Annotated in this window: 15 protein-coding genes and 2 pseudogenes; 13 read left to right on the top strand and 4 right to left on the bottom strand. The window is 37.9% G+C overall.

Translation table 11 applies throughout. The annotated features are described in order from the left end of the window. Nucleotides 1-4 precede the first annotated feature (4 nt). The 5 genes from QF028_RS23875 (at nt 5) to QF028_RS23855 (ending at nt 5,517) form a co-directional block, all read left to right on the top strand. On the top strand, nt 5-1,114 hold the full coding sequence (locus QF028_RS23875) for a glycoside hydrolase family 172 protein (RefSeq protein ID WP_429469547.1): 1,110 nt from the start codon (nt 5-7) through the stop codon (nt 1,112-1,114). A 70-nt stretch (nt 1,115-1,184) separates the two neighbouring features. Next, on the top strand, nt 1,185-2,270 hold the full coding sequence (locus QF028_RS23870) for a glycoside hydrolase family 172 protein (protein WP_429469544.1): 1,086 nt from the start codon (nt 1,185-1,187) through the stop codon (nt 2,268-2,270). Nucleotide 2,271: 1 nt separating this feature from the next. Further along, complete coding sequence (gene xylB / locus QF028_RS23865; protein WP_429469541.1) at nt 2,272-3,792, top strand: xylulokinase; 1,521 nt, start codon at nt 2,272-2,274, stop codon at nt 3,790-3,792. 20 nt (nt 3,793-3,812) lie between these two features. Beyond that, entirely contained in the window at nt 3,813-4,781 is a 969-nt protein-coding gene (locus QF028_RS23860; protein ID WP_429469538.1) for a carbohydrate kinase family protein, read from the top strand. A 169-nt stretch (nt 4,782-4,950) separates the two neighbouring features. Continuing rightward, nucleotides 4,951-5,517: a YesL family protein gene (locus QF028_RS23855; RefSeq protein WP_429469535.1), complete on the top strand. Its 567-nt coding sequence runs from the start codon at nt 4,951-4,953 to the stop codon at nt 5,515-5,517. 100 nt (nt 5,518-5,617) lie between these two features. On the opposite strand, the gene QF028_RS23850 is transcribed toward QF028_RS23855, so the two are convergent. Next, on the bottom strand, nt 5,618-6,343 hold the full coding sequence (locus tag QF028_RS23850) for a histidine phosphatase family protein (protein WP_429469532.1): 726 nt from the start codon (nt 6,341-6,343) through the stop codon (nt 5,618-5,620). Between the two features lie 66 nt (nt 6,344-6,409). Here QF028_RS23850 and QF028_RS23845 point away from each other — a divergent pair. Both QF028_RS23845 and QF028_RS23840 read left to right on the top strand, forming a co-directional pair. After that, nucleotides 6,410-6,976 (top strand): annotated as a pseudogene (locus tag QF028_RS23845) (MOSC domain-containing protein). A 180-nt stretch (nt 6,977-7,156) separates the two neighbouring features. Further along, nucleotides 7,157-7,378: pseudogene (locus QF028_RS23840) on the top strand (reverse transcriptase domain-containing protein); the annotation flags it as partial. Nucleotides 7,379-7,460: 82 nt separating this feature from the next. Here the strand turns inward: QF028_RS23840 and QF028_RS23835 are convergent. Next, nucleotides 7,461-9,017 carry an ABC-F family ATP-binding cassette domain-containing protein gene (locus QF028_RS23835; protein WP_429469529.1) on the bottom strand — a complete coding sequence of 519 codons (1,557 nt, stop codon included), beginning with the start codon at nt 9,015-9,017 and terminating at the stop codon, nt 7,461-7,463. Between the two features lie 556 nt (nt 9,018-9,573). Here QF028_RS23835 and QF028_RS23830 point away from each other — a divergent pair. The 3 genes from QF028_RS23830 to QF028_RS23820 all read left to right on the top strand — a co-directional run bounded on the left by QF028_RS23830 (nt 9,574) and on the right by QF028_RS23820 (nt 12,270). Next, the gene (locus QF028_RS23830) at nt 9,574-10,266 is read left to right on the top strand and encodes a DUF4351 domain-containing protein (protein ID WP_429469527.1); all 693 of its coding nucleotides are present in this window, start codon (nt 9,574-9,576) and stop codon (nt 10,264-10,266) included. 676 nt (nt 10,267-10,942) lie between these two features. Then, nucleotides 10,943-11,401, top strand: coding sequence for a hypothetical protein (locus QF028_RS23825; RefSeq protein ID WP_429469524.1), 459 nt, complete (start codon nt 10,943-10,945; stop codon nt 11,399-11,401). A gap of 485 nt (nt 11,402-11,886) precedes the next feature. Further along, nucleotides 11,887-12,270, top strand: a complete 384-nt coding sequence (locus QF028_RS23820; protein WP_429469521.1) for a retropepsin-like aspartic protease — start codon at nt 11,887-11,889, stop codon at nt 12,268-12,270. Between the two features lie 187 nt (nt 12,271-12,457). Here QF028_RS23820 and QF028_RS23815 read toward each other — a convergent pair whose 3' ends face one another. Together QF028_RS23815 and QF028_RS23810 are read right to left on the bottom strand one after the other, a co-directional pair. After that, nucleotides 12,458-12,814: a histidine phosphatase family protein gene (locus tag QF028_RS23815; RefSeq protein ID WP_429469518.1), complete on the bottom strand. Its 357-nt coding sequence runs from the start codon at nt 12,812-12,814 to the stop codon at nt 12,458-12,460. Beyond that, complete coding sequence (locus QF028_RS23810) at nt 12,784-13,173, bottom strand: histidine phosphatase family protein (protein WP_429472498.1); 390 nt, start codon at nt 13,171-13,173, stop codon at nt 12,784-12,786. Before QF028_RS23810 ends, QF028_RS23815 begins: the two co-directional genes overlap by 31 nt. A 73-nt stretch (nt 13,174-13,246) precedes the next feature. On the opposite strand from QF028_RS23810, the gene QF028_RS23805 reads away from it, so the two are divergent. From QF028_RS23805 to QF028_RS23795, 3 genes are all read left to right on the top strand, one after another. After that, entirely contained in the window at nt 13,247-13,813 is a 567-nt protein-coding gene (locus tag QF028_RS23805; RefSeq protein ID WP_429469515.1) for an MOSC domain-containing protein, read from the top strand. Nucleotides 13,814-14,501: 688 nt separating this feature from the next. Beyond that, nucleotides 14,502-16,262: a hypothetical protein gene (locus tag QF028_RS23800; protein WP_429469512.1), complete on the top strand. Its 1,761-nt coding sequence runs from the start codon at nt 14,502-14,504 to the stop codon at nt 16,260-16,262. Continuing rightward, on the top strand, nt 16,243-19,599 hold the full coding sequence (locus tag QF028_RS23795) for an AAA family ATPase (protein WP_429469509.1): 3,357 nt from the start codon (nt 16,243-16,245) through the stop codon (nt 19,597-19,599). Before QF028_RS23800 ends, QF028_RS23795 begins: the two co-directional genes overlap by 20 nt. Nucleotides 19,600-19,615: the final 16 nt, after the last annotated feature.

The following is a 19,615-nucleotide window of genomic DNA, read 5'->3' as shown; positions in this document are numbered from 1 at the left end:
TAACATGAATTTTAATCCATTAATCGGAGGACTTTCGTCCCTTCCGTTAATCAACAACGGCAGAAGCCGAGCAATCAACGCAGAAAATCCGCGTGGTGAAAAAGGCAAAGGCGGCATGGCCGCAAGCCAATTAGGACCGTCAAGAAAAGGTTCGCCATGCATTCGCGAAATTCAACCTGGTAGCACGGTAACGCTTGCTGAAATAGACGGTCCAGGAGTGATTCAGCATATTTGGATTACAGTTACTGATAAAACAGATAAGGACGTCTTTGTTTTAAGAGATTTAGTCCTTCGAATGTATTGGGATGACGAAACCGTTCCTTCTGTTGAAAGCCCGCTCGGTGACTTTTTCTGCAATGGATTCGGAAGAGGCTGCACGGTGAATTCTATGCCAATCGTTGTAAATCCTTCAAGGGGTTTTAATAGCTACTTCCAAATGCCTTTTAGAAAAAGAGCAAAGATTACCATCGAAAATCAGCATGATGGAGTCGTTCCGGCTTTCTTTTATCAAATCGATTATTGCTTATATGATGAACTTCCTGAAAATACAGCGTATTTCCATGCACAATGGAATCGTCAAAAGATCACTACTAAACAGGAAGACTATGTGATTGTAGACAACATAAAAGGCCAAGGTCTATATGTGGGAACGTATATTGCCTTAACCACGCTGGAACGATACTGGTGGGGTGAAGGTGAAGTGAAAATGTATATCGACGGTGACGTTGATTATCCTACGATCTGTGGTACTGGAATGGAAGATTATTTTGGCGGAGCATGGAGTTTTGCGAGCCAAAAGGATGGTAAGACAGTAGAAAATACATATTCTACGCCGTTTATGGGATATCCATATTATTCTGCTCATGATGAAGTTGTTCATAACTTCTATCATAATGATGATACGATGCCGCAAAGAGGCTTCTATCGCTGGCATATTCTTGACCCAATCCGATTCACCGAAGATCTAAAAGTGACGATTCAACAAATTGGCGTCGAGAAAAATGGCTTGTTCGAAAGGCAGGATGATCTTGCTTCGGTTGCTTATTGGTATCAAGCAGAGCCACACAATACATTTAAGCCGCTTGCAAGCAAAGAAGACAGACGTCCAAGATAAAATACCTTATTTCGAGCCCTGCAGTTTTTGCAGGGTTTGTTTACTAATGATCTAAAAGGAGGTTAGGAACATGCTTGATCGAGTCCCTTACAATGGGGGAATACCAACCAGACAAATTTCAGCGGAAAATCCAACCGGCGAGAAAGGAAACGCATGTATATGGGAACCGGATCCAAGTAATCCATTCCTTCCTCACAGCGGAACTGCTCTTAATATGGGCAGAGGGTGGAAGGTAAGACCTTTCATTAAACTTCAACCAGGGGAAACCGCGGTTCTGGCGGACATTAAAGGTCCTGGGTGCATCAATCAGTTTTTCTTTACCTCTTCACATGAATTGGACTCGGAGCTTGTTCTTCGGATGTATTGGGATGATGAGGAAACACCTTCTGTGGAAAGTCCGATTGGCGCTTTTTTCGCCAATGGACACGACTCGGCAAAACATGGCGTGAACTCCCTTCCAATCGTCGTAGCACCAAGGAATGCGTATATTTCCTATTGGCAAATGCCTTTTCGTAAGCGTGCACGAATTACGGTCACTCATGACGGTACAAAAGAAATCGAATGTGTGGCCTATCGTGTGTTATATAAACTGTACGACATTCCCGAGGACGCCATGTATTTCCATGCCCAGTGGAGAAGGAGCACCACCTCACTTACTCATCCTGAACATATCATATTGGATAATGTCAGCGGCAAAGGTTCTTATGTAGGTACATACCTAGCTTGGAATGCTCTGTCTAGCGATTGGTGGGGAGAAGGGGAGGTTAAGTTTTACATCGACGGTGATGATGAGTTTCCGACAATGGCGGATAATGGAACGGAAGATTACTTTGGGGGATCTTTCGGTTTTTCTACATTCAATTCTGACCTGGTTTGGAATGATGAACAACCGTTTATGACGCCTTTCTTTGGAATGCCTTTGGCAAAGACCAATAATACAGTTGGTCCTCGAAAATATAGTTTATACCGATGGCACATCTATGATTCAATTGGATTTGCCTCCGATCTAAAAGTAACGGTACAAACCCTTGGGGTGCGATTTGGAAAGTATAGGGCGCTAGATGAAGATGTTGCGTCAGTTGCTTATTGGTATCAGTCTGAACCACATGCAGCCTATCCGGAGTTGCTGCCTGTCCAACAAAGGTGGGATCGATGAAATGGGATATTATTTAGGAATCGATTTAGGAACTTCTAGTGTAAGAGCGTTACTAATGAAAAGTGAAGGGAATGTAGTAGCTGTTGCTAGCGGTGAATATCCCGTACACATTCCTGTTTCTAATTGGGCTGAGCAAGACCCGAATGAATGGTGGACATCCACCTGCCATGCGATTAAAGAAGTAATAAAAAAATCATCGGTTACCCCTGATGATATTAAAGCTGTAGGATTATCAGGACAGATGCATGGATTGGTTCTTTTAGGTAAGAACGGAGACGTTATCAGGAATGCCATCATTTGGCTTGATAAAAGGACTTCCGATCAGTGTCAAGAGATCAGACAAAAAATTCCGGAGGATGAATTATATCGGATTACTGGAAATCCTCTTTCAACCGGAATTTTCGGACCAACACTTCTGTGGATTAAACAGTTTGAACCACACTCTTATGAACGAATTTATAAAGCAATCCTGCCTAAAGATTATATTCGATATAAGCTGACAGGTTGTATTGCTACGGACCCGACAGATGCATCGGGTACCTTACTATTTGATTTAGAGAAAAGAGATTGGTCCTCCAAAATTATTAAAGTATTGGATTTGAACAAGGAAATCCTTCCAATGGTGTTAGAAACTTCCGAGTTTGCTGGTAAAACAACAGACGATTGTGAGGAAGAAACTGGCATTCATCCTCGTACAGTTGTCATTACAGGTGGGGCAGACCAGATCATTGCATCTATTGGCAATGGCGCCATTGAACCAGGAGTTGCCGCCATTGTTCTCGGAACAGGCGGTCAGCTAATAACAACAACAAATCAATTAATAATAGATAACAATCGTAGAATTCATACATTTTGTCATGTCGAAAAAGATTCATGGCTTGTTATGGGAGCTACATTAGCAGGAGGCTTATCACTGCGTTGGTATAAAGAAACTTTTGGATATATAGAGGAATTATGCTCTCAGTTTTGTGATAAGAGTCCATTTGATTTGCTTTCTGCCCAAGCTATGAAGGCAAATCCAGGTTCTAATCAGTTGATATTTTTGCCGTATTTATCCGGTGAACGAACTCCACATATGGATCACATGGCAAAAAGCTGTTTTATCGGATTAACTTTAGAACATAACCGTTCTCATATTGTCAGATCCATTATGGAAGGTGTGGTCTATTCCCTTAAAGATTGCTTGAATGTATTTTATGAAATTGGAGTTCCGGTTGAAAAGTTGTTGAGCTCAGGAGGATGGGCAAAAAGTATAGTTTGGAGACAAATACAATCGGATATATTGGAACTGCCTCTTCATAGTATAAAAAACAATGAACATTCGTCTTATGGTGCAGCTTTACTTGCCGCAGTTGCATGTGGTGAATATAAAGATATCAAGGAAGCTTGTCATAGGAACGTATCTTACGAGGACACATTATATCCTCTAAAAGAAAATATAGAAATATATAAAAAATTATATAGAATATATCAATCTTTATATCCATTACTAAAGAATGTATTTAAAGAATTGCATAGCTAACAGTACAAGGAGGAAGGAAAATGAGCGAGAAAACGTTCGATGTCGCGGCTCTCGGTGAATTATTAATAGATTTTACGCAAAATGGTGTGAGTTCTCAGGGAAATTCATTATTTGAAGCAAATCCAGGAGGTGCACCGTGTAATGTCTTGGCAATGCTCTCAAAGCTAGGAAAGAAAACAGCATTTATCGGGAAAGTGGGGAAAGATCAATTCGGCCATACATTAAAAACCACTCTGGAAGAAGTGGGAATCAATAGTGATGGTCTAATTTTCGATCATGAAGTGCCTACGACTCTAGCTTTCGTTCATACATTTGCAGACGGAGATCGAGACTTCTCATTCTACCGAAAACCAGGAGCAGATATGATGCTAACAGAATTAGAAGTGAATGAAGACCTAATCAAACGTTCAAAGGTATTCCATTTTGGGACTCTATCATTAACGGATGAAATTGTTAGAATGGCGACAAAAAGAGCCGTTCGTATTGCAAAAGACCACAATCTATTGATCACATTTGACCCTAATCTTCGACCACCATTGTGGAAATCTCTTGAAGAAGCAAAAGAGCAGATTCAGTTCGGACTGACACAGTGTGATGTTGTAAAGTTGTCTGAAGAAGAATTGGAATTCATAACGAACATAAAGGATATCGAGGAAGCCGTTAGCTATTTAAGAAGTCAATATTCGATTCCACTCATTCTGATCACAATGGGAGCGGGAGGGAGTCTTGGGTTTTACAAAAATCTACAAGTTGAAAGACCAGCTTTCCTTCAGGAACATACGATCGAGACGACTGGTGCAGGGGATACTTTCTTCGGTTCAATCATTAACTATGTGTTGGAATATGGAGTAGAAAACCTTTCAGAAGCTAATTTGGCAGAAATGCTCACATTTGCAAACGCAGCTGCTTCTTTAATTACAACGAAGAAAGGGGCACTTCGAGTTATGCCGGAAAAACAGGAAGTGTTAGATTTTATAAAAAGTTTTTAGTAAAAACGAAGGGTGATATTTGATGCCGGAAAATCAATATTATTAAGAAATCTTTCCAGCTAGTGAGAGTGAAGAATTAGTATTGTTTGCTTTCGATGGGGATGTTAAACTTGTCACATTGCAAATTTACCGATTAGCATCGATTTGGGAATGAAAAGGGGAATTATCTATGAAGGTCCTCAATAGTCGATTTTCACGAATTATTGAAATCATAGGAAACCTTGTACAGTTGAATATCATATGGATTATTATGTGCTTACCAGTCATAACTATTTTTCCAGCAACTGTTGCTATGTATGGTGTAGTTAGGAAATGGATTTCGGGTAGGAATAGTGAAGGTATTTTCCGTTTATATTTTTCATTACTACGGGAATGTTTCATGCAAAGTTTTGGTATTTCGATTGGCTGGTTTATCTTGGCATGCTTTCTATATTTCGATTATCATATCATGCGATTTACCGGTTCTATTTTTATTCTCGGGCTTGTAACTCTAATTTTCTTAGCCATTACGGTATACCTATTTCCTACCATGGCTCATTTTAATACAAATTGGAATAATATTATTAGAAATTCACTGACAATGGCCATTGCATTTCCATTAAAAACAGCATTATTAGTAGTTATCCTTCTTGTAACAATTCTTCTCATCTACATTTTTCCGGTTTCTATTTTTATTCTTGGAAGCATTTCAGCTTATTTATCTTACCGAGTGTGTCATAGTTTAAAACCATGGTGACGGTTCTTGTGGTCGCTTCATAAACCTTATTAAGGATCATTAGAACCTTCCCATAACTCCGGGGCGTGACAGGCACGGAGTCTAAGAAGTGGGCTGCCCTTTATTTTAGGTAGTATTTATCTCTAAAGGAAGTGTCAGCAATCCTGTCTACATAAAATTCACCGTTCAAATAATTGATTACAGAGACACTGCAATTATCATGGTGAGGATAACCGCTCATTTTTGCTAATTGCATTAAGTAGTTGCCTATTGTTACCCCATGTGAAAATACTAGGACATTTCCACCCTTATTTTTATGCTTATGAATGATTTCATCGATAGCAGAGCTTGTTCGTGAAAAAAGCTGTAAGTAGGATTCCCCTTCAGGTGCTGACATATTTAAATCGTTAAGACTAAATAATGTCTCTAGGATATTCCCATATTGAGCTAGAATTTCCTTTTGGAATAGTGATTCCAAAACACCAAAGTTCATTTCCTTTAGACGTGGATCAGTAATGATGGGAATGTTTCGATGGCCAATGGCATGCCTAGCCGTATCTACTACTCTCTGGCTTTCACTTGCGTATACTGCTTTAAATTCTATATCAGATAAACCGATTCCTACAGATTTAGCCTGTTCAATTCCTTTATCTGTAAGTGGTGAATCACAAAATCCCTGTAATCGCCTCTCTACATTAAAATGGGTCTCCCCATGCCGAACAAAATAAAGCTTCACTTCTTTTTCAGAGGACACGCGTAAACACCTGCTTTGTATTGGAATGAATGGATTGATAAAATGAATTTTACCACACCTTTCGAGTAGTTTGTAATTAAATACACCAAGCATTTCCAATCCAACCTAGGTTGTGAGGTATTATTTGTAGGAATTGTTTGTAAGAAAAGGAGTTTTCTTTTGAAAAAAGTCTGCGCAAACATAAGTGCGGTATTAATTGCAGATAATCCAAAGACATTTGTAACTAGAAGAATATCAGAAGCAAATCTTGAGTTTGGGGGGATTCGTGGGGACCGCCACTTTGGAATTACCAGTAAGGCTGATTCAAGGCAGCCGATGTATCCAAGAGGAACAGAGATTCTAAACCGCCGCTAAATAACGATTGTGTCTGTGAAAGAATTAGACAGGATTGCAGAAGAATTAGGTGTGGAATCTGTTTTGCCTGAGTGGTTAGGGGCTAATGTCTTGGTAAAAGGATTTCCGGAATTGACAAAACTCACCATGGGTTCACGTATCCTTTTTCCAAGTGGAGCAGGATTAATATGTATGGGTGAAAACCAGCCTTGTACCTTACCTGGAGATGAAATCCAAAAGCATTATGAAGATCATGAGAAGTTATCCTTCCGGTTTGTACGTGCAGGTTATAAGCGGCGGGTGATCGTATGTGCAGTAGAAAGGCCTGGAATAATTCACGAAAATGATGAAGTCCAGGTTTTGGTTAATGATTTTAAAAATCCGATGCAATAAATAGAAGAGAATGAAACAATTCGATTGGTTGACTGTGAAAATTTGGACATATAATAACAAATAACAGGCGAACAGTGACAGTACTGTTCGCCTGTTATTTGTTATATAGATTAAAGTTGTTCGTGGAACATCGTTGTGAAACAAGAAAATCCGGGGCGTGACAGGCACTGAATCTAAAAGAATTATAAACCCCAAACGGTACGAAGAGTTGAAATACCTAAACCGAATGGAAAGAAACGACCGTTAGGTATTCCAACTATGAGAGATAGATTAATTCAACAGACGGTGTTCAAACAAGTATTAGAGCCAATTTGTGAAGCTAAATTTTATAACCATTCATACGGATTTAGACCAAACAGGTCAACCCATCATGTAATGGCTAGATGTCAGTTCTTAGTCAATAATGTGAAGTTACATCAAGTAAAAGGTGCCTGACCCCCGTTGCGTACACTAGGGGTCAGGCACCTTTTTCGATCTTTAAAGTTTATATAGCTTTAGTCGTCCATGATTCTACGTCCCAAATATCTGTTACCACGTCTTGGTAAAACTCAGGTTCATGAGAGATAAGGAGCATGCTTCCCTTATACGATTTCAAAGCTCGTTTAAGCTCAGCTTTTGCATCTATATCCAAATGGTTGGTTGGCTCATCGAAAACAAGAATATTGCTTTCTTGGTTAAGGAGTTTACATAAGCGGACTTTCGCTTGCTCGCCACCACTTAAAACCGATATTTTACTTTCAATGTGTTTTCTAGTTAATCCACATCTTGCAAGAGCAGCGCGGACCTGTCCTTGGCTTAAATGAGGAAACTCATTCCATATTTCTTCGATGCACGTATTTTGATTTTCTGTTTTCACTTCTTGCTCAAAATAGCCAATATACTGGTGTTCACCGCGTTCTAGTGTACCAGAAAGAGATCTTATTTCTCCAAGCATGCTACGAAGGAGTGTCGTCTTTCCGATTCCATTCGCGCCAACTAAGGCGACTTTTTGTCCACGCTCTATATAAAGATTTAACGGTTTTGAAAGTGGCTCTTCGTACCCAATGATAAATTCTTTCGTCTCAAAAATTAATTTACCTGAAGTTCTTGATTCTTTAAAGTTGAAATCAGGTTTTGGTCGTTCCTGTGCAATTTCAATAACGTCCATTTTATCGAGTTTTTTCTGTCTGGACATTGCCAGGCTGCTAGTAGATGCCCTTGCCTTATTACGGGCTACAAAATCCTTTAAATTAGAAATCTCTGATTGTTGTCTCTTAAAAGCAGCTTCAACTTGTATTTTTTTAGCTTCATAGACAATAAGGAAATTGTTGTAATCACCGACGTAGCGATTTAATTCTTGATTTTCTAAATGGTAGATGACATTTACCACGCTATTAAGAAATGGCATATCATGCGAAATCAATAAAAAAGCATTCTCGTATTCTTGCAAGTAACGTCTTAACCACTCAATATGTTGTTCGTCTAAATAGTTTGTAGGCTCATCTAAAAGAAGAATATCTGGCTTCTCGAGTAAAAGCTTGGCTAATAAAACCTTTGTTCTTTGCCCGCCGCTCAAATCATGAACATCTTTTTCTAATCCTACATCATCAAGACCAAGTCCACGTGCCACTTCTTCTACTTTAGAATCAATAATATAAAAATCATTATTTGTTAATATTTCTTGTAATGTACCGACTTCATCTAACAACTTTTCCATTTCTTCAGGTGTAACGTTCGATAATTTTTCATAAATCGTATTAATATTCGTTTCGACGTCAAAGAGGTATTGAAAAGCCGTATTTAGTACGTCACGGATTGTCATTCCCTGTTGTAAAGCAGTATGTTGATCAAGATAACCGACTCGTTGGTGCTTTGCCCACTCTACTTTTCCATCATCAGGCTGAAGTTGCCCTGTAATGATATTCATAAATGTCGATTTACCTTCACCGTTTGCCCCAATTAAAGCGATATGTTCTCCTTTTAATAAGCGGAAGGAAACATTATTAAAAATAGTCCGATCACCAAAGCCGTGGTTTAAGTCTTTAACCGTTAATATACTCATCTATTCAACCTCATTTAAATTTCATTTTATTTTGTTTGGAAATGTTTTTATATTTTCGTTCGCCTGTTGGTTAGAATTCAATTTTTAACTATAACACAGATAATGGAATAATTGAATGGTTTAAATTGGAGGTGAGGGAGCGGTTCTAAACAAAGGTGCCTGACCCCCGATGCGTTAAAGTTTTAACTCACTGGGGGTCAGGCACCACTTTTTTTAAGAGGGTAGGATGAAAGTGAGAGAGATGGAACAAACCCAGCCGAACAGTGAAAGATACTGTTCGCCATCCGGAGAAGATATGAAAGATATTATTCTAAAATCGAGAACGTTTGTTTGTTTTGGAAGTTGTTGCTATAATAGAATTAGAATACTTCCACGATTATTCCTCTCATTTCATTTAGAAGGATGTGCTAATATGTCCCCAACGATGATAGTACATGAAGACCCCAGGCAGTATATCCACCACGATCAACTATTCAAGCAGTTAATCCACACCTTTTTTGCAGAGTTTTTAGAAATGTTTTATCCAGAAGTCCATTAGCATATTGATTTTTCTTCCTTGAAACCGTTATCGGAAGAAGTATTTACTGACCTTTATATTGGGGAGGCACGGAGAGCAGATATTGTTATTGAAGCAAAATTAAAAGGACAGGAAACGCTAATCATTATCCATGTTGAACCGCAAAGCTACGGTCAACGAAACTTTAATGAAAGAATGTATCATTATTTCAGCCTGCTTTATCATAAGTATCGTAAACCGATTTTACCAATTGCTCTTTTTAGTTATGATGAAAATCGGAATGAGAAGGATGAATATACAATTACCTTTCCGTTCTTCCACGTTTTGTCTTTTCACTATCTGATGGTTGAGTTACGAAAACTGAATTGGAGAAACTTTATCTATTCAAGAAATCCCATTACCGCTGCTTTAATAAGTAAAATGGGCTATACCGAAATGGAAAGAGTTCAGGTAAAAAAGGAATTTTTGCGGATGTTGGTTAATATGGAAATAAATCCGGCAAAAATGGAGTTAATAAATGGATTTTTTGAAACATACTTAACTTTAAATGAAAGCGAGGAGAAAGAGCTAATGGAAGAAATTAAACAATTAGACCGGGAAGAATCAGAACAAATCTTGAAACTGCCAAATTCTTGGGTTGAAAAAGGAAAAAAGGAAGGTGAATTGGAAGGAATAAGAAAAGTAGCCCTAAATATGTTAAAAGAAGGCTCATCCATTGAATTCATCGTTTGAGTGACAAATCTGGATTATTCTGAAATTGAAGAGATCAGTAAACAGCTTTGATCTTGAAATTGATTTATTCAAATAATTATCCCTGTTGCCAGTCCAATCATCATGATAATGTGAGGGCGGGCGCTTTTTTAGGTCGAGACTTAATGAAGGTTTATAAATTACATGGCCTTCAATCATTTACCCATGAAGGTAAAAAGTTTAAGTTAAAATAAACTAGAAAGTCTAAATAGATAAAATAACTTTTTCAAGACTAAAAAAATAAGGAGTGAAGAACATATTTTGGTGCAACAAGAGGTGGAGATATCGCCTTATCAAATCATCAAATTAGCATAGAAATTAGATGGCCAATTAGCAGAACATTAAGCACAAGTTTTCTTTGATGTATAATAATTACATGAAATTTGTCGAAGATTAAGAGGGAAATAATTGACAAATCGGGGATTTGAATTAAACTGAAAGTAGTTCCATCCTAAAATCCTTCAATTAACAAAATTCTCGTTTTCTCCCTTACAAAACCTACTTAAACCTACTCCATGAAAACACCTCCAATGCTACAACAAAGAGACTCTTTACACCTTTTCACAACCACCATTTTATCTGCTTCTAAAAACACACTCATTCATGTTCGAAATCTATTATTCAAAGTTTAGATTAATAAAAAGGAGAGGATTAATTCGTGGGATCGAATATATATGCTAGAGAATGCCCATGTTGTGGACGTTCAGCAATAGAAGATTATTATTACAAAACGGACGAGTTTTATACTTTTTGCATGCGCTGTGGTTATAATTACTCCAAAATAATAGAAAAGTGGACCGCAAATAGTCCTGAATTTAAGGAAGAAAAGTATGATGGAAATGGTGTGTTTATCTTAGAGAAAAAAGATGGAAGTCGTAAAAAAATGTTGTTGAACGGCGTTACGGATAAGCAATTGGAGGAGTATAAAGCATCCTTTATGGCCGATGAAATTAATCAGGATAAAAGTTACTTGGTTTCTTTCAGAGACGGAGAATTCACTGTTCTTTTAGGGAATCCTCCTGATAATTTCTATTTACTATTTGAAGAATATAGGGAAAAAATGTTTGCAAAGTATGGGGTACCTGAATTTGATTTCATGGTTCCCATTGAGGAATAGTTAAGGAACTGAGATAAGACGAAATTGTTAGTTGAAGAGTTTTTTGAAAAGAACGAAACACCGCTTTACAAAAGGATTTTGGGGTCAGTTCCCAGCTGCTTTAAAGTGATATCATAGCGGGGGACTGACCCAATTTAGTACTTAAAATTAATAATAATAAGTAGGCATATAATTGTTTAAATAGCTTGTGTTATATAATAAAAATAAATAATACATGAATGGAGGTGCGAGATGCGTTAGCTAGAAGTACAAGAAGGATTTCCAAATGATTGGGTTGTATTAGAGGTCATTAAGGCGCACTCAAATGAAGGACATAGATATATTGAAGAAGTCATAGTTATTGATCGGTTTGAAAATTCACTTGAAGCAATGCATTGTTATGAAAAGCTACGTCAAGAACAACCACATCGTGAATATTGTTATTTCCACACCTCCCGACCTAATCTAATAGCCCGTGAAAGATATATGGGGATGCGAGGTCCAAGATGAAAATTGATATTCAGTATGGTCTTCCTTTTGTTCAGCTTGAAGTTAATTTTCGAGGGAAAAAGAAACTACTAGATAAAGTCTTATTATTCACAGGATCTGCAGGAACGGTATTTAATGCAAATCGGGTAGAAGAAATCGGTGTAGCACCTGAAGAAAACGATATTGTAGACACTATTCGAGGTGTCGGCGGTGTAGAATACGTATATGTAAAGAAATTCGACATGATTCATTTTGGTGATTTACTCCAAGAAAGTTTTGAAGTTGAGATTGGCAATATGGATTATGGAATGGATATTGACGGCATTTTGGGATTTGATTTTATAAGTGCATCAAACCTTGTAATTGATACGAAAGAGTTGTTAATCTATATATCTAAATAAATCTTAAAGGGGACCATTGAGTGGTCCCCGTTTCTATTAAAACCTCATATAGTTATGTCTCGGTGAACCGTATCATAAGTACATGAGCACCAACAGACTTAAAATTTTGGGGTCAGTCCCCAGCTGCTTTAAAGTGATATCAAAGCGGGGGACTGACCCTAAATTACAGTAGATTTATGATAGGATTTTATTTTAGGTAGTATTTATCCCTAAAGGAAGTGTCAGCAATCCTGTCTACATAAAATTCATCGTTCCAATATTTGATCACAGAAACACTGCAATTATCATGGTGAAGGTAACTGCTCATTTTTGCTAATTGCATTAAGTAGTTACCTATTGTTACCCCATGTGAAAATACTAGAACATTTCCACCTTCATTTTTATGATTATGAATGATTTCATCAATAGCAGAGCTTGTTCGTGAAAAAAGCTGTAAGTAGGATTCTCCTTCAGGTGCTGACATATTTAAATCATTCAGACTAAATAATGTCTCTAGGATATTCCCATATTGAGCTAGAATTTCTGTTTGTAATAGGGATTCCAAACACCGAAGTTCATTTCCTTTAGACGTGGGTCAGTAATAATGGGAATGTTTCGATGGCCAATGGCATACCTAGCCGTATCTACTACTCTTTGGCTTTCACTTGCGTATACTGCTTTAAATTCGATATCAGATAATCCGATTCCTACAGATTTAGCCTGTGCAATTCCATTATCTGTAAGTGGTGAATCACAAAATCCTTGTAATCGCTTCTCTACATTATAATGGGTCTCCCCATGCCGAACAAAATAAAGTTTCACTTCTTTTTCAGCGGAAATGTAAACACCTGCTTTGTATTGGAATGAATGGATTGATAAAATGAATTTTACCACACCTTTCGAGTAGTTTGTAATTAAATACACCAAGCATTTCCAATCCAACCTAGGTTGTGAGGTATTATTTGTAGGAATTGTTTGTACGAAAAGGAGTTTTCTTTTGAAAAAAGTCTGCGCAAACATAAATGCGGTATTAATTGCAGATAATCCAAAGACATTTGTAACTAGAAGAATATCAGAAGCAAATCTTGAGTTTGGGGGGATTCGTGGGGATCGCCACTTTGGAATTACCAGTAAGGCTGATTCAAGGCAGCCGATGTATCCAAGAGGAACAGAGATTCTAAACCGCCGCCAAATAACGATTGTGTCTGTGGAAGAATTAGATAGAATTGCTGAAGAATTAGGTGTTGAATCTGTTCTGCCCGAGTGGTTAGGGGCTAATCTTTTGATAAAGGGATTCCCGGGATTAACGAAACTCACCATGGGCTCACGTATCCTTTTCCCTAGTGGTGCAGGATTAATATGTATGGGTGAAAACCAGCCTTGTACCTTACCTGGTGATGAAATTCAAAATCATTATGAAGATCATGACAAGTTATCCTTCCGTTTTGTACGTGCATGTTATAAGCGGCGGGGGATCGTATGTGCAATAGAAAGGCCTGGAATAATTCATGAAAATGATGAAGTCCAGGTTTTGGTTAATGATTTTACTAATTCGATGCAATAAATAGCTAGGAATGGAACAAATCGATTGGTTGACTGTAAAAAGTTGGACATAAAATAACAAATAACAGGGGAACAGTGACAGTTCTGTTCGCCTGTTATTTGTTATATAGATTAAAGTTGTTCGTGGAACATCGTTGTGAAACAAGAAAATCCGGGGCGTAGGTAGGGGATTTAGATATAACTTATGTTTCGGATGGTAAGCAATACTAGTTTTGAAAACAGTATAAAAATAGAAAAGAAAAAAGTGTAGCTTAAACAAGGAAACTGCCTAGATTATGTTTGTATTGCAATCCTTCTTCTCGTCTCAAAACAGAGAAGTTGCATATATAACAGCGTAAAACAGAAGTGGAAATACGACACGCTATTGAAGAATAAATGTATCACTATAATTACAAAGGAATTCAAAAGAAACTAAATCAACGTGGGCAGATTGAGAATAGACACGCGTTAGACCTTAGCTTTTTTTACTGTCTACTGGAACTGGGATAAGACCACTGCGCATGGTTTTTGTACCTGTTTAATATTGGTAATTATTAAGCTCCCTTCTCGAAAGGGAGGTTTTATTTTGTTTTGAATAAGAATTAGTAAAACTTTTAGTCTCTTATTTATTTCTATTTTATTCCTGTTTGTTTAATGTTAATCTATGAAAAAGAATGTAATTTTTTATCGAAAGAAAGGAGTATTTGTCGGTGTCGATTGCGACTATACCTATCAAAGATTGTTTTGCTAGTCCGGAGGAAGGGGAAAGAGTCGTTCCTAACTTTCATTTTCTTGATATTGAAGACGACTCTCCTTTTCGACTTATACGCTTACAATGCAAAGAAGATTTAAAAGCAAATCAGTATGAAGGTGTACAACACACCACGAACGACCATATGGATAAATGCAGGGATGCAATGCGTCTTGCCCATACGGAAAGAGCGGATTTGTTTCTTACACCAGAATATTGTATTCCACTAAGTCTCATTGACGAAATTATAAGCAATCCTGAATTGCGCCCCCGAACGAATAAATTATGGTGCCTCGGATGTGAAGGCGTGTCATATGATAAGTTTAATGAATATATCAATAGTTGGGGAGATCAAGCAATAGTAGGAAAGCGAACACTTGAGGACATAAGGGAAAATCACTTCGTAAACTTTCTCCTTTATGTTTTTATTTCTAAAGAAGATGGGAGGCTATGCTTGGTTCCGCAACTAAAAGTGCAAAGAATGAGTGAACCTATTTTAGTTTGTGAGGGATCGGGCCTTACAATTGGCAGTAAAATTATCGTGTTCGGCAAGGAGACAGAAAATCAGCTATTTACTCTCTTATGTGCGGATGCTTTTAGCCCAGAAATCAAAAGTGGCCACCTTTTTTTCCCGGACCGCCAACCAAAGCGTTATATTATTTTGCATCCGCAATTAAACCCTTCCCCTAGACATCCAGATATGGCTGCGCTACGAAATCATGCATTTGACAATACATCAGGAAAAGATGTTATTTATATTACGGCTAACTGGGCTTACGGGACAACCATTTCAACCGGAGAAGGTTCGACATTATCTATAGAAATACCCTGGTCTTCCATATATCGGAGATTTCTAAGCTATGACGGAGAGCGTAATTGGAAAGATGTTCTTCGTGAGGTGAGAATTAAAAACTATAAATATGGGCTCGGACTAGGCTTTCATAGGACTAGAAAATATAAAGTATGGTTTGCTAACAAAACTGAGCATATCCAGCAGCTCAAACTGTCCAAGCCTTTTGATGGAGGTGCTGAATTAGCTAGTCCCTTAGGTAAAGTACAAGCCGAAAAGGCCTATTTTCTTAACCCTTCACGTAATGGATGGCAGGAGGGTGAAATTCCTTTTCAGGAGGATTTACCAACCACTCTCTTGACAGAAGTTACTCAGGAATATATATATCCGCTTACAGCAAGTGTTGAGGATAGAGATAAGTTTTTTGGATACTGTCTAGGTAACATGAAAAGCGGGCAATTATATATTTCAGACCAAGAGAGCAGTGGGAGAATAAGCTATCATATCGACAAGCAATGTGAACCTGAACGTGAACATAGAGCCGAATTAATTGTAAAGTTGATTCAATGTCTCAAGTCTAAAGAAGAACTACCAGGCCAGTTAAGAGGACTGGGAGACAATTTCCGATTCCAATTGGCGCAACGGACTCCTTTTAATTTAATCCCACAACGAGGGAACGAAAATCAAGGTGCGTTGGCGGTTTATGAAGAACGGGCAAATTCTATGAAACACAAATTTGAGCAGATATACGAATCATTGGGTGATTCTGCAGGTTTTATGGATGATAAGATTTGTGTTTTTTCTCATGAACATACTGGAAGGAAAGTGTATTATCCTAAGTACTCAGAAGAATATACTTCCCCTGTAAAAACACACCATTCCACAGATTTCACTGAAGGAGGTGCTTTAATTGACCCAGAAATGGATTAAAGCTATCAGGGAATGCGGATTAACTTTTATCCGCAAACATACATTTGGTGAGAATATGAACGTATATGAGTCATTACACAAATGGAATAACATGGTGATAGGTAAGTATTTGATCCTTCCCGTCTCGTTCGAAACATTCGCTGACATTTCAGAAAACGCCAATCACTTTAAACAATTTGAAGAAGAAGTGGTATCCCCCTTTTACTTTAGTTTGAAAGGGGACTGGAGCTGGAATCTATACATTTGTTTTGTTTTACAAAATTCTGACTTACTCCGGGTAACAACTGACAGACTTTCTTTAGTCCAAAGAGGAAAAAGGTTTGCGAAAAAAATCATTATATCAGAGAATCAAATGTCCGATAAACTCCCTATGGCGAGAATCCCTAAACTTCTCAGCGGAGCCACGATAGTGGACCCTCTGCAAGAATGGCAAGAAAAACTTACTGATGAAGGACTACTGTTCTGCCTTGATAATTTCAGACAACAGCCGTTAAGGGAATACCTCGAATCGGATGTTAATACGATTGTCCCGTGCATGGAAACGCCAATTGCGAATGAAAACACGTTACAACGACCAGCAGGCCATATACATTCCTTACAATTTGGAGAGCAGTTTCGACCTCATTTTCTCTCAAGTTCGCCTATGCTTAATTTCTCTCAGATTAATTTATTGGAAGGACCAAATGGAATGGGCAAAACCTCAGTCTTGGAATGTATTGAGCTTGCCTATACTGGGGCAATCCAGAGAAATCTGCTAGCAGACCGTAATGCTACTGAAAGTTGGAACGGCAGAATTATCATCGGGGATAATGAAGTAGAGTTTAATGAAATTCCTACGGAATCGGAAAAAAAGATTAGAGAAACTGCCTATTATAAACACAAGGTAGGACCAAGGAGGAGCAGTCAACTAAACAGAGCCTTTCATCAATACAACTACTTCTCTTCTGAATCAGTCCACCAATTTTGCTTTTCCTCCAACAGTCAGATTGATTATCGGTCAGCTTTTGCACGAGTCATATTTGGAGAACAGCTGGAACGTTATGAACAGTGTTTAAACCAATACAATGATGAATTTCAAAAGTCGGCTAGACGTTTGGGAGAAGAGTATAGAAGAGTGGAAGCTGAATTGGAAGCATCTATAGATGAGGACATTACAGATAACGTTGTTTTACAAGAAAGAGTACAGGCTAAATTAAAATCTATGGTGAAGTGGATAAAGAATGTTTTGCCAAATTACCCCACTCCGGAGGAACCTGCAACTTTGGAAGAAGTTGAACAATGGTTGCAACATATAAAGCCATGGCTTCATGACCTTGATGTGATTAGTACTCCCTTAGCAAACCATCAACATCGGGTTGTATATAATGGAAAGCAACTAGTTCAAGAGGAGAATTCAGTTGACACAGCATACAATTCTCTTCAAAATCAAATTGCCAACTTAAGGGTGCAGTTGGGACAACTGCCTTTACTAAAGGAAATAAAGGAGAATGTTGAAGGTCATTGGTTAAATTTTGAAAAGCAACACAAACGCCATAATGAACTCGAACAATTGCTTCAAAAAATCAAGGATTTTGCGGTTATACTCGACAACAGGGGCTCACTTGAAAGAAGGAAACAAATTAATAACGAATTGATTTCACTGGAGAAGAGTAACCGCCAATTAGAGGATATCTGGAACCTCTTCGGTCCCTTGACGGATATAGAGTTGAAATTTGTGAATGAAATTGAACTTCGAGACCAAATTGTAAAATGGAAAGAAAAGAGAAATCAAGCCCATGTGAAGCTTGCAGGCATTAAAGAGAGTATAAACAATCATAAGGTTCATGTTAATAAGCTGCAAGTGCTTTTATCTGAATTGAAATCTAACGCCCTGCAGTATATTCATGAGCATCCTAACCAATCAAATTGTCCATTATGTGGTCATAACCATGAAACTGTGGAGCTTCTGAGAGGGGCTATAAACACCAGTTTAACTGCAGATGATGGTAAACTTACAGCTTGGTTGGAAGAAGAAGAGCAAATCAAGGAGGAACTGAATGTATCAATCATTGAACTAGATAAGCTTAATAAGGTTGTATCAATATTAGAACAATTAAAAGATGCTCGATTAAACCTTATTAATAAGCATAAGGTTGAGGAGACCACGATATTATCGGATAACTCTGATTTTAAGGATGTCCAAGATGTCCTAAAGCGTATCCATGTTCGAATGATAAAACAAAATAATTATCAAAAAGAGCTTCGTCACCAAGCAGACACCTTAGATCAGCAGGGCATTACTTTATCAGCCATTCATGAGCTGAATATGTTGATTGATAGTGAACTCTTTGCCAAGTATTTGGATGATGTAACTCCAGAAAAGACTAGTATCGAGATCTTGGTTTTTATCACAGAAGAACTTGTAAATACTAAAAAGTTAGTAGAATTAGCAAGACTGGAGTATATTTCCAAACGAGAAGATTCAAAACAAGTCAACAAATCCTATCAAATACTAACCCAGAAACTGGACGAGCTTTTAACGGACGAACAGCAACTTATGCAGAGGAAGATGTATCTTAGTGAGTTAAGGCAAGCGTGGGTTCGTTTAAAAGAGAAAAATGTTCATATACCGGATGACTATAATTGGATAGAATGGAGGCAATACTTTACTAAGCTGTTCCATGCATCTCAGGATCTTGATAAGTCGTTGGAGCCGCGCATTCTGTTAGAAAAAAAATCACATGAAGTATCTAATTTGAGAAATCAACTTCGAGAATTAAACTTCAAGCTAAAGCGTTGCCATCACGCGATACAAGTATTATCGGAAATACGAAATCTAGCACAATATGGAGATGATTTCGTACGAAGTAATTTTGAAGCAATCAGCCAGCTTTTTGTTGCCTTGCATTCTCCTAATGAATTTGATCGATTGGAATGGACCCAAGATGACAAAATTGTCGCCAAACGAAAAGGTAGCGATAGAATATGTGCCCTACACCAAATGAGCACGGGGCAGCGCACATCTGTCATACTCGCTGTGTTCTTCATAATGCATTTGGTTATGGAATCAGCTCCCCAATTTTTACTACTTGATGAACCTGTAGCCAATATGGATGAGCTTAACGTTGTAGGACTACTTGATTTTTTAAGACAACTTTCGATTACTAAAGGTACTCAAATCTTTTTCACTACAGCAAATCCACAAATTGCGACACTATTTAGACGAAAATTTAGCATTCTAGAAGATCGTTTTCGTTCCTTTCACTTACGGCGCGACATAGAAGGTCCAGTGAAAGTTCATGTACAGAAATATTTGCCTTATCAAGAAAGACCAATCCTAATACCATTTGCTCATTAAAAATAAAAGGTGATAA

The sequence above is a fragment of the Neobacillus sp. B4I6 genome, assembly GCF_050434045.1.
Lineage (GTDB): Bacteria > Bacillota > Bacilli > Bacillales > Cytobacillaceae > Neobacillus.
The sequence above is the reverse complement of the archived record's forward strand: the minus strand, read 5'-3'. Positions and strand labels throughout refer to the sequence as shown.

Excerpts from the sequence above, each read along its gene's own strand:
- QF028_RS23875 (WP_429469547.1), top strand. The coding sequence starts at position 5 with ATGAATTTTAATCCATTAATCGGAGGACTTTCGTCCCTTCCGTTAATC.
- QF028_RS23870 (WP_429469544.1), top strand. The coding sequence starts at position 1,185 with ATGCTTGATCGAGTCCCTTACAATGGGGGAATACCAACCAGACAAATT.
- xylB (WP_429469541.1), top strand. The coding sequence starts at position 2,272 with ATGGGATATTATTTAGGAATCGATTTAGGAACTTCTAGTGTAAGAGCG.
- QF028_RS23860 (WP_429469538.1), top strand. The coding sequence starts at position 3,813 with ATGAGCGAGAAAACGTTCGATGTCGCGGCTCTCGGTGAATTATTAATA.
- QF028_RS23855 (WP_429469535.1), top strand. The coding sequence starts at position 4,951 with ATGAAGGTCCTCAATAGTCGATTTTCACGAATTATTGAAATCATAGGA.
- QF028_RS23850 (WP_429469532.1), bottom strand. The coding sequence starts at position 6,343 with ATGCTTGGTGTATTTAATTACAAACTACTCGAAAGGTGTGGTAAAATT.
- QF028_RS23835 (WP_429469529.1), bottom strand. The coding sequence starts at position 9,017 with ATGAGTATATTAACGGTTAAAGACTTAAACCACGGCTTTGGTGATCGG.
- QF028_RS23820 (WP_429469521.1), top strand. The coding sequence starts at position 11,887 with ATGAAAATTGATATTCAGTATGGTCTTCCTTTTGTTCAGCTTGAAGTT.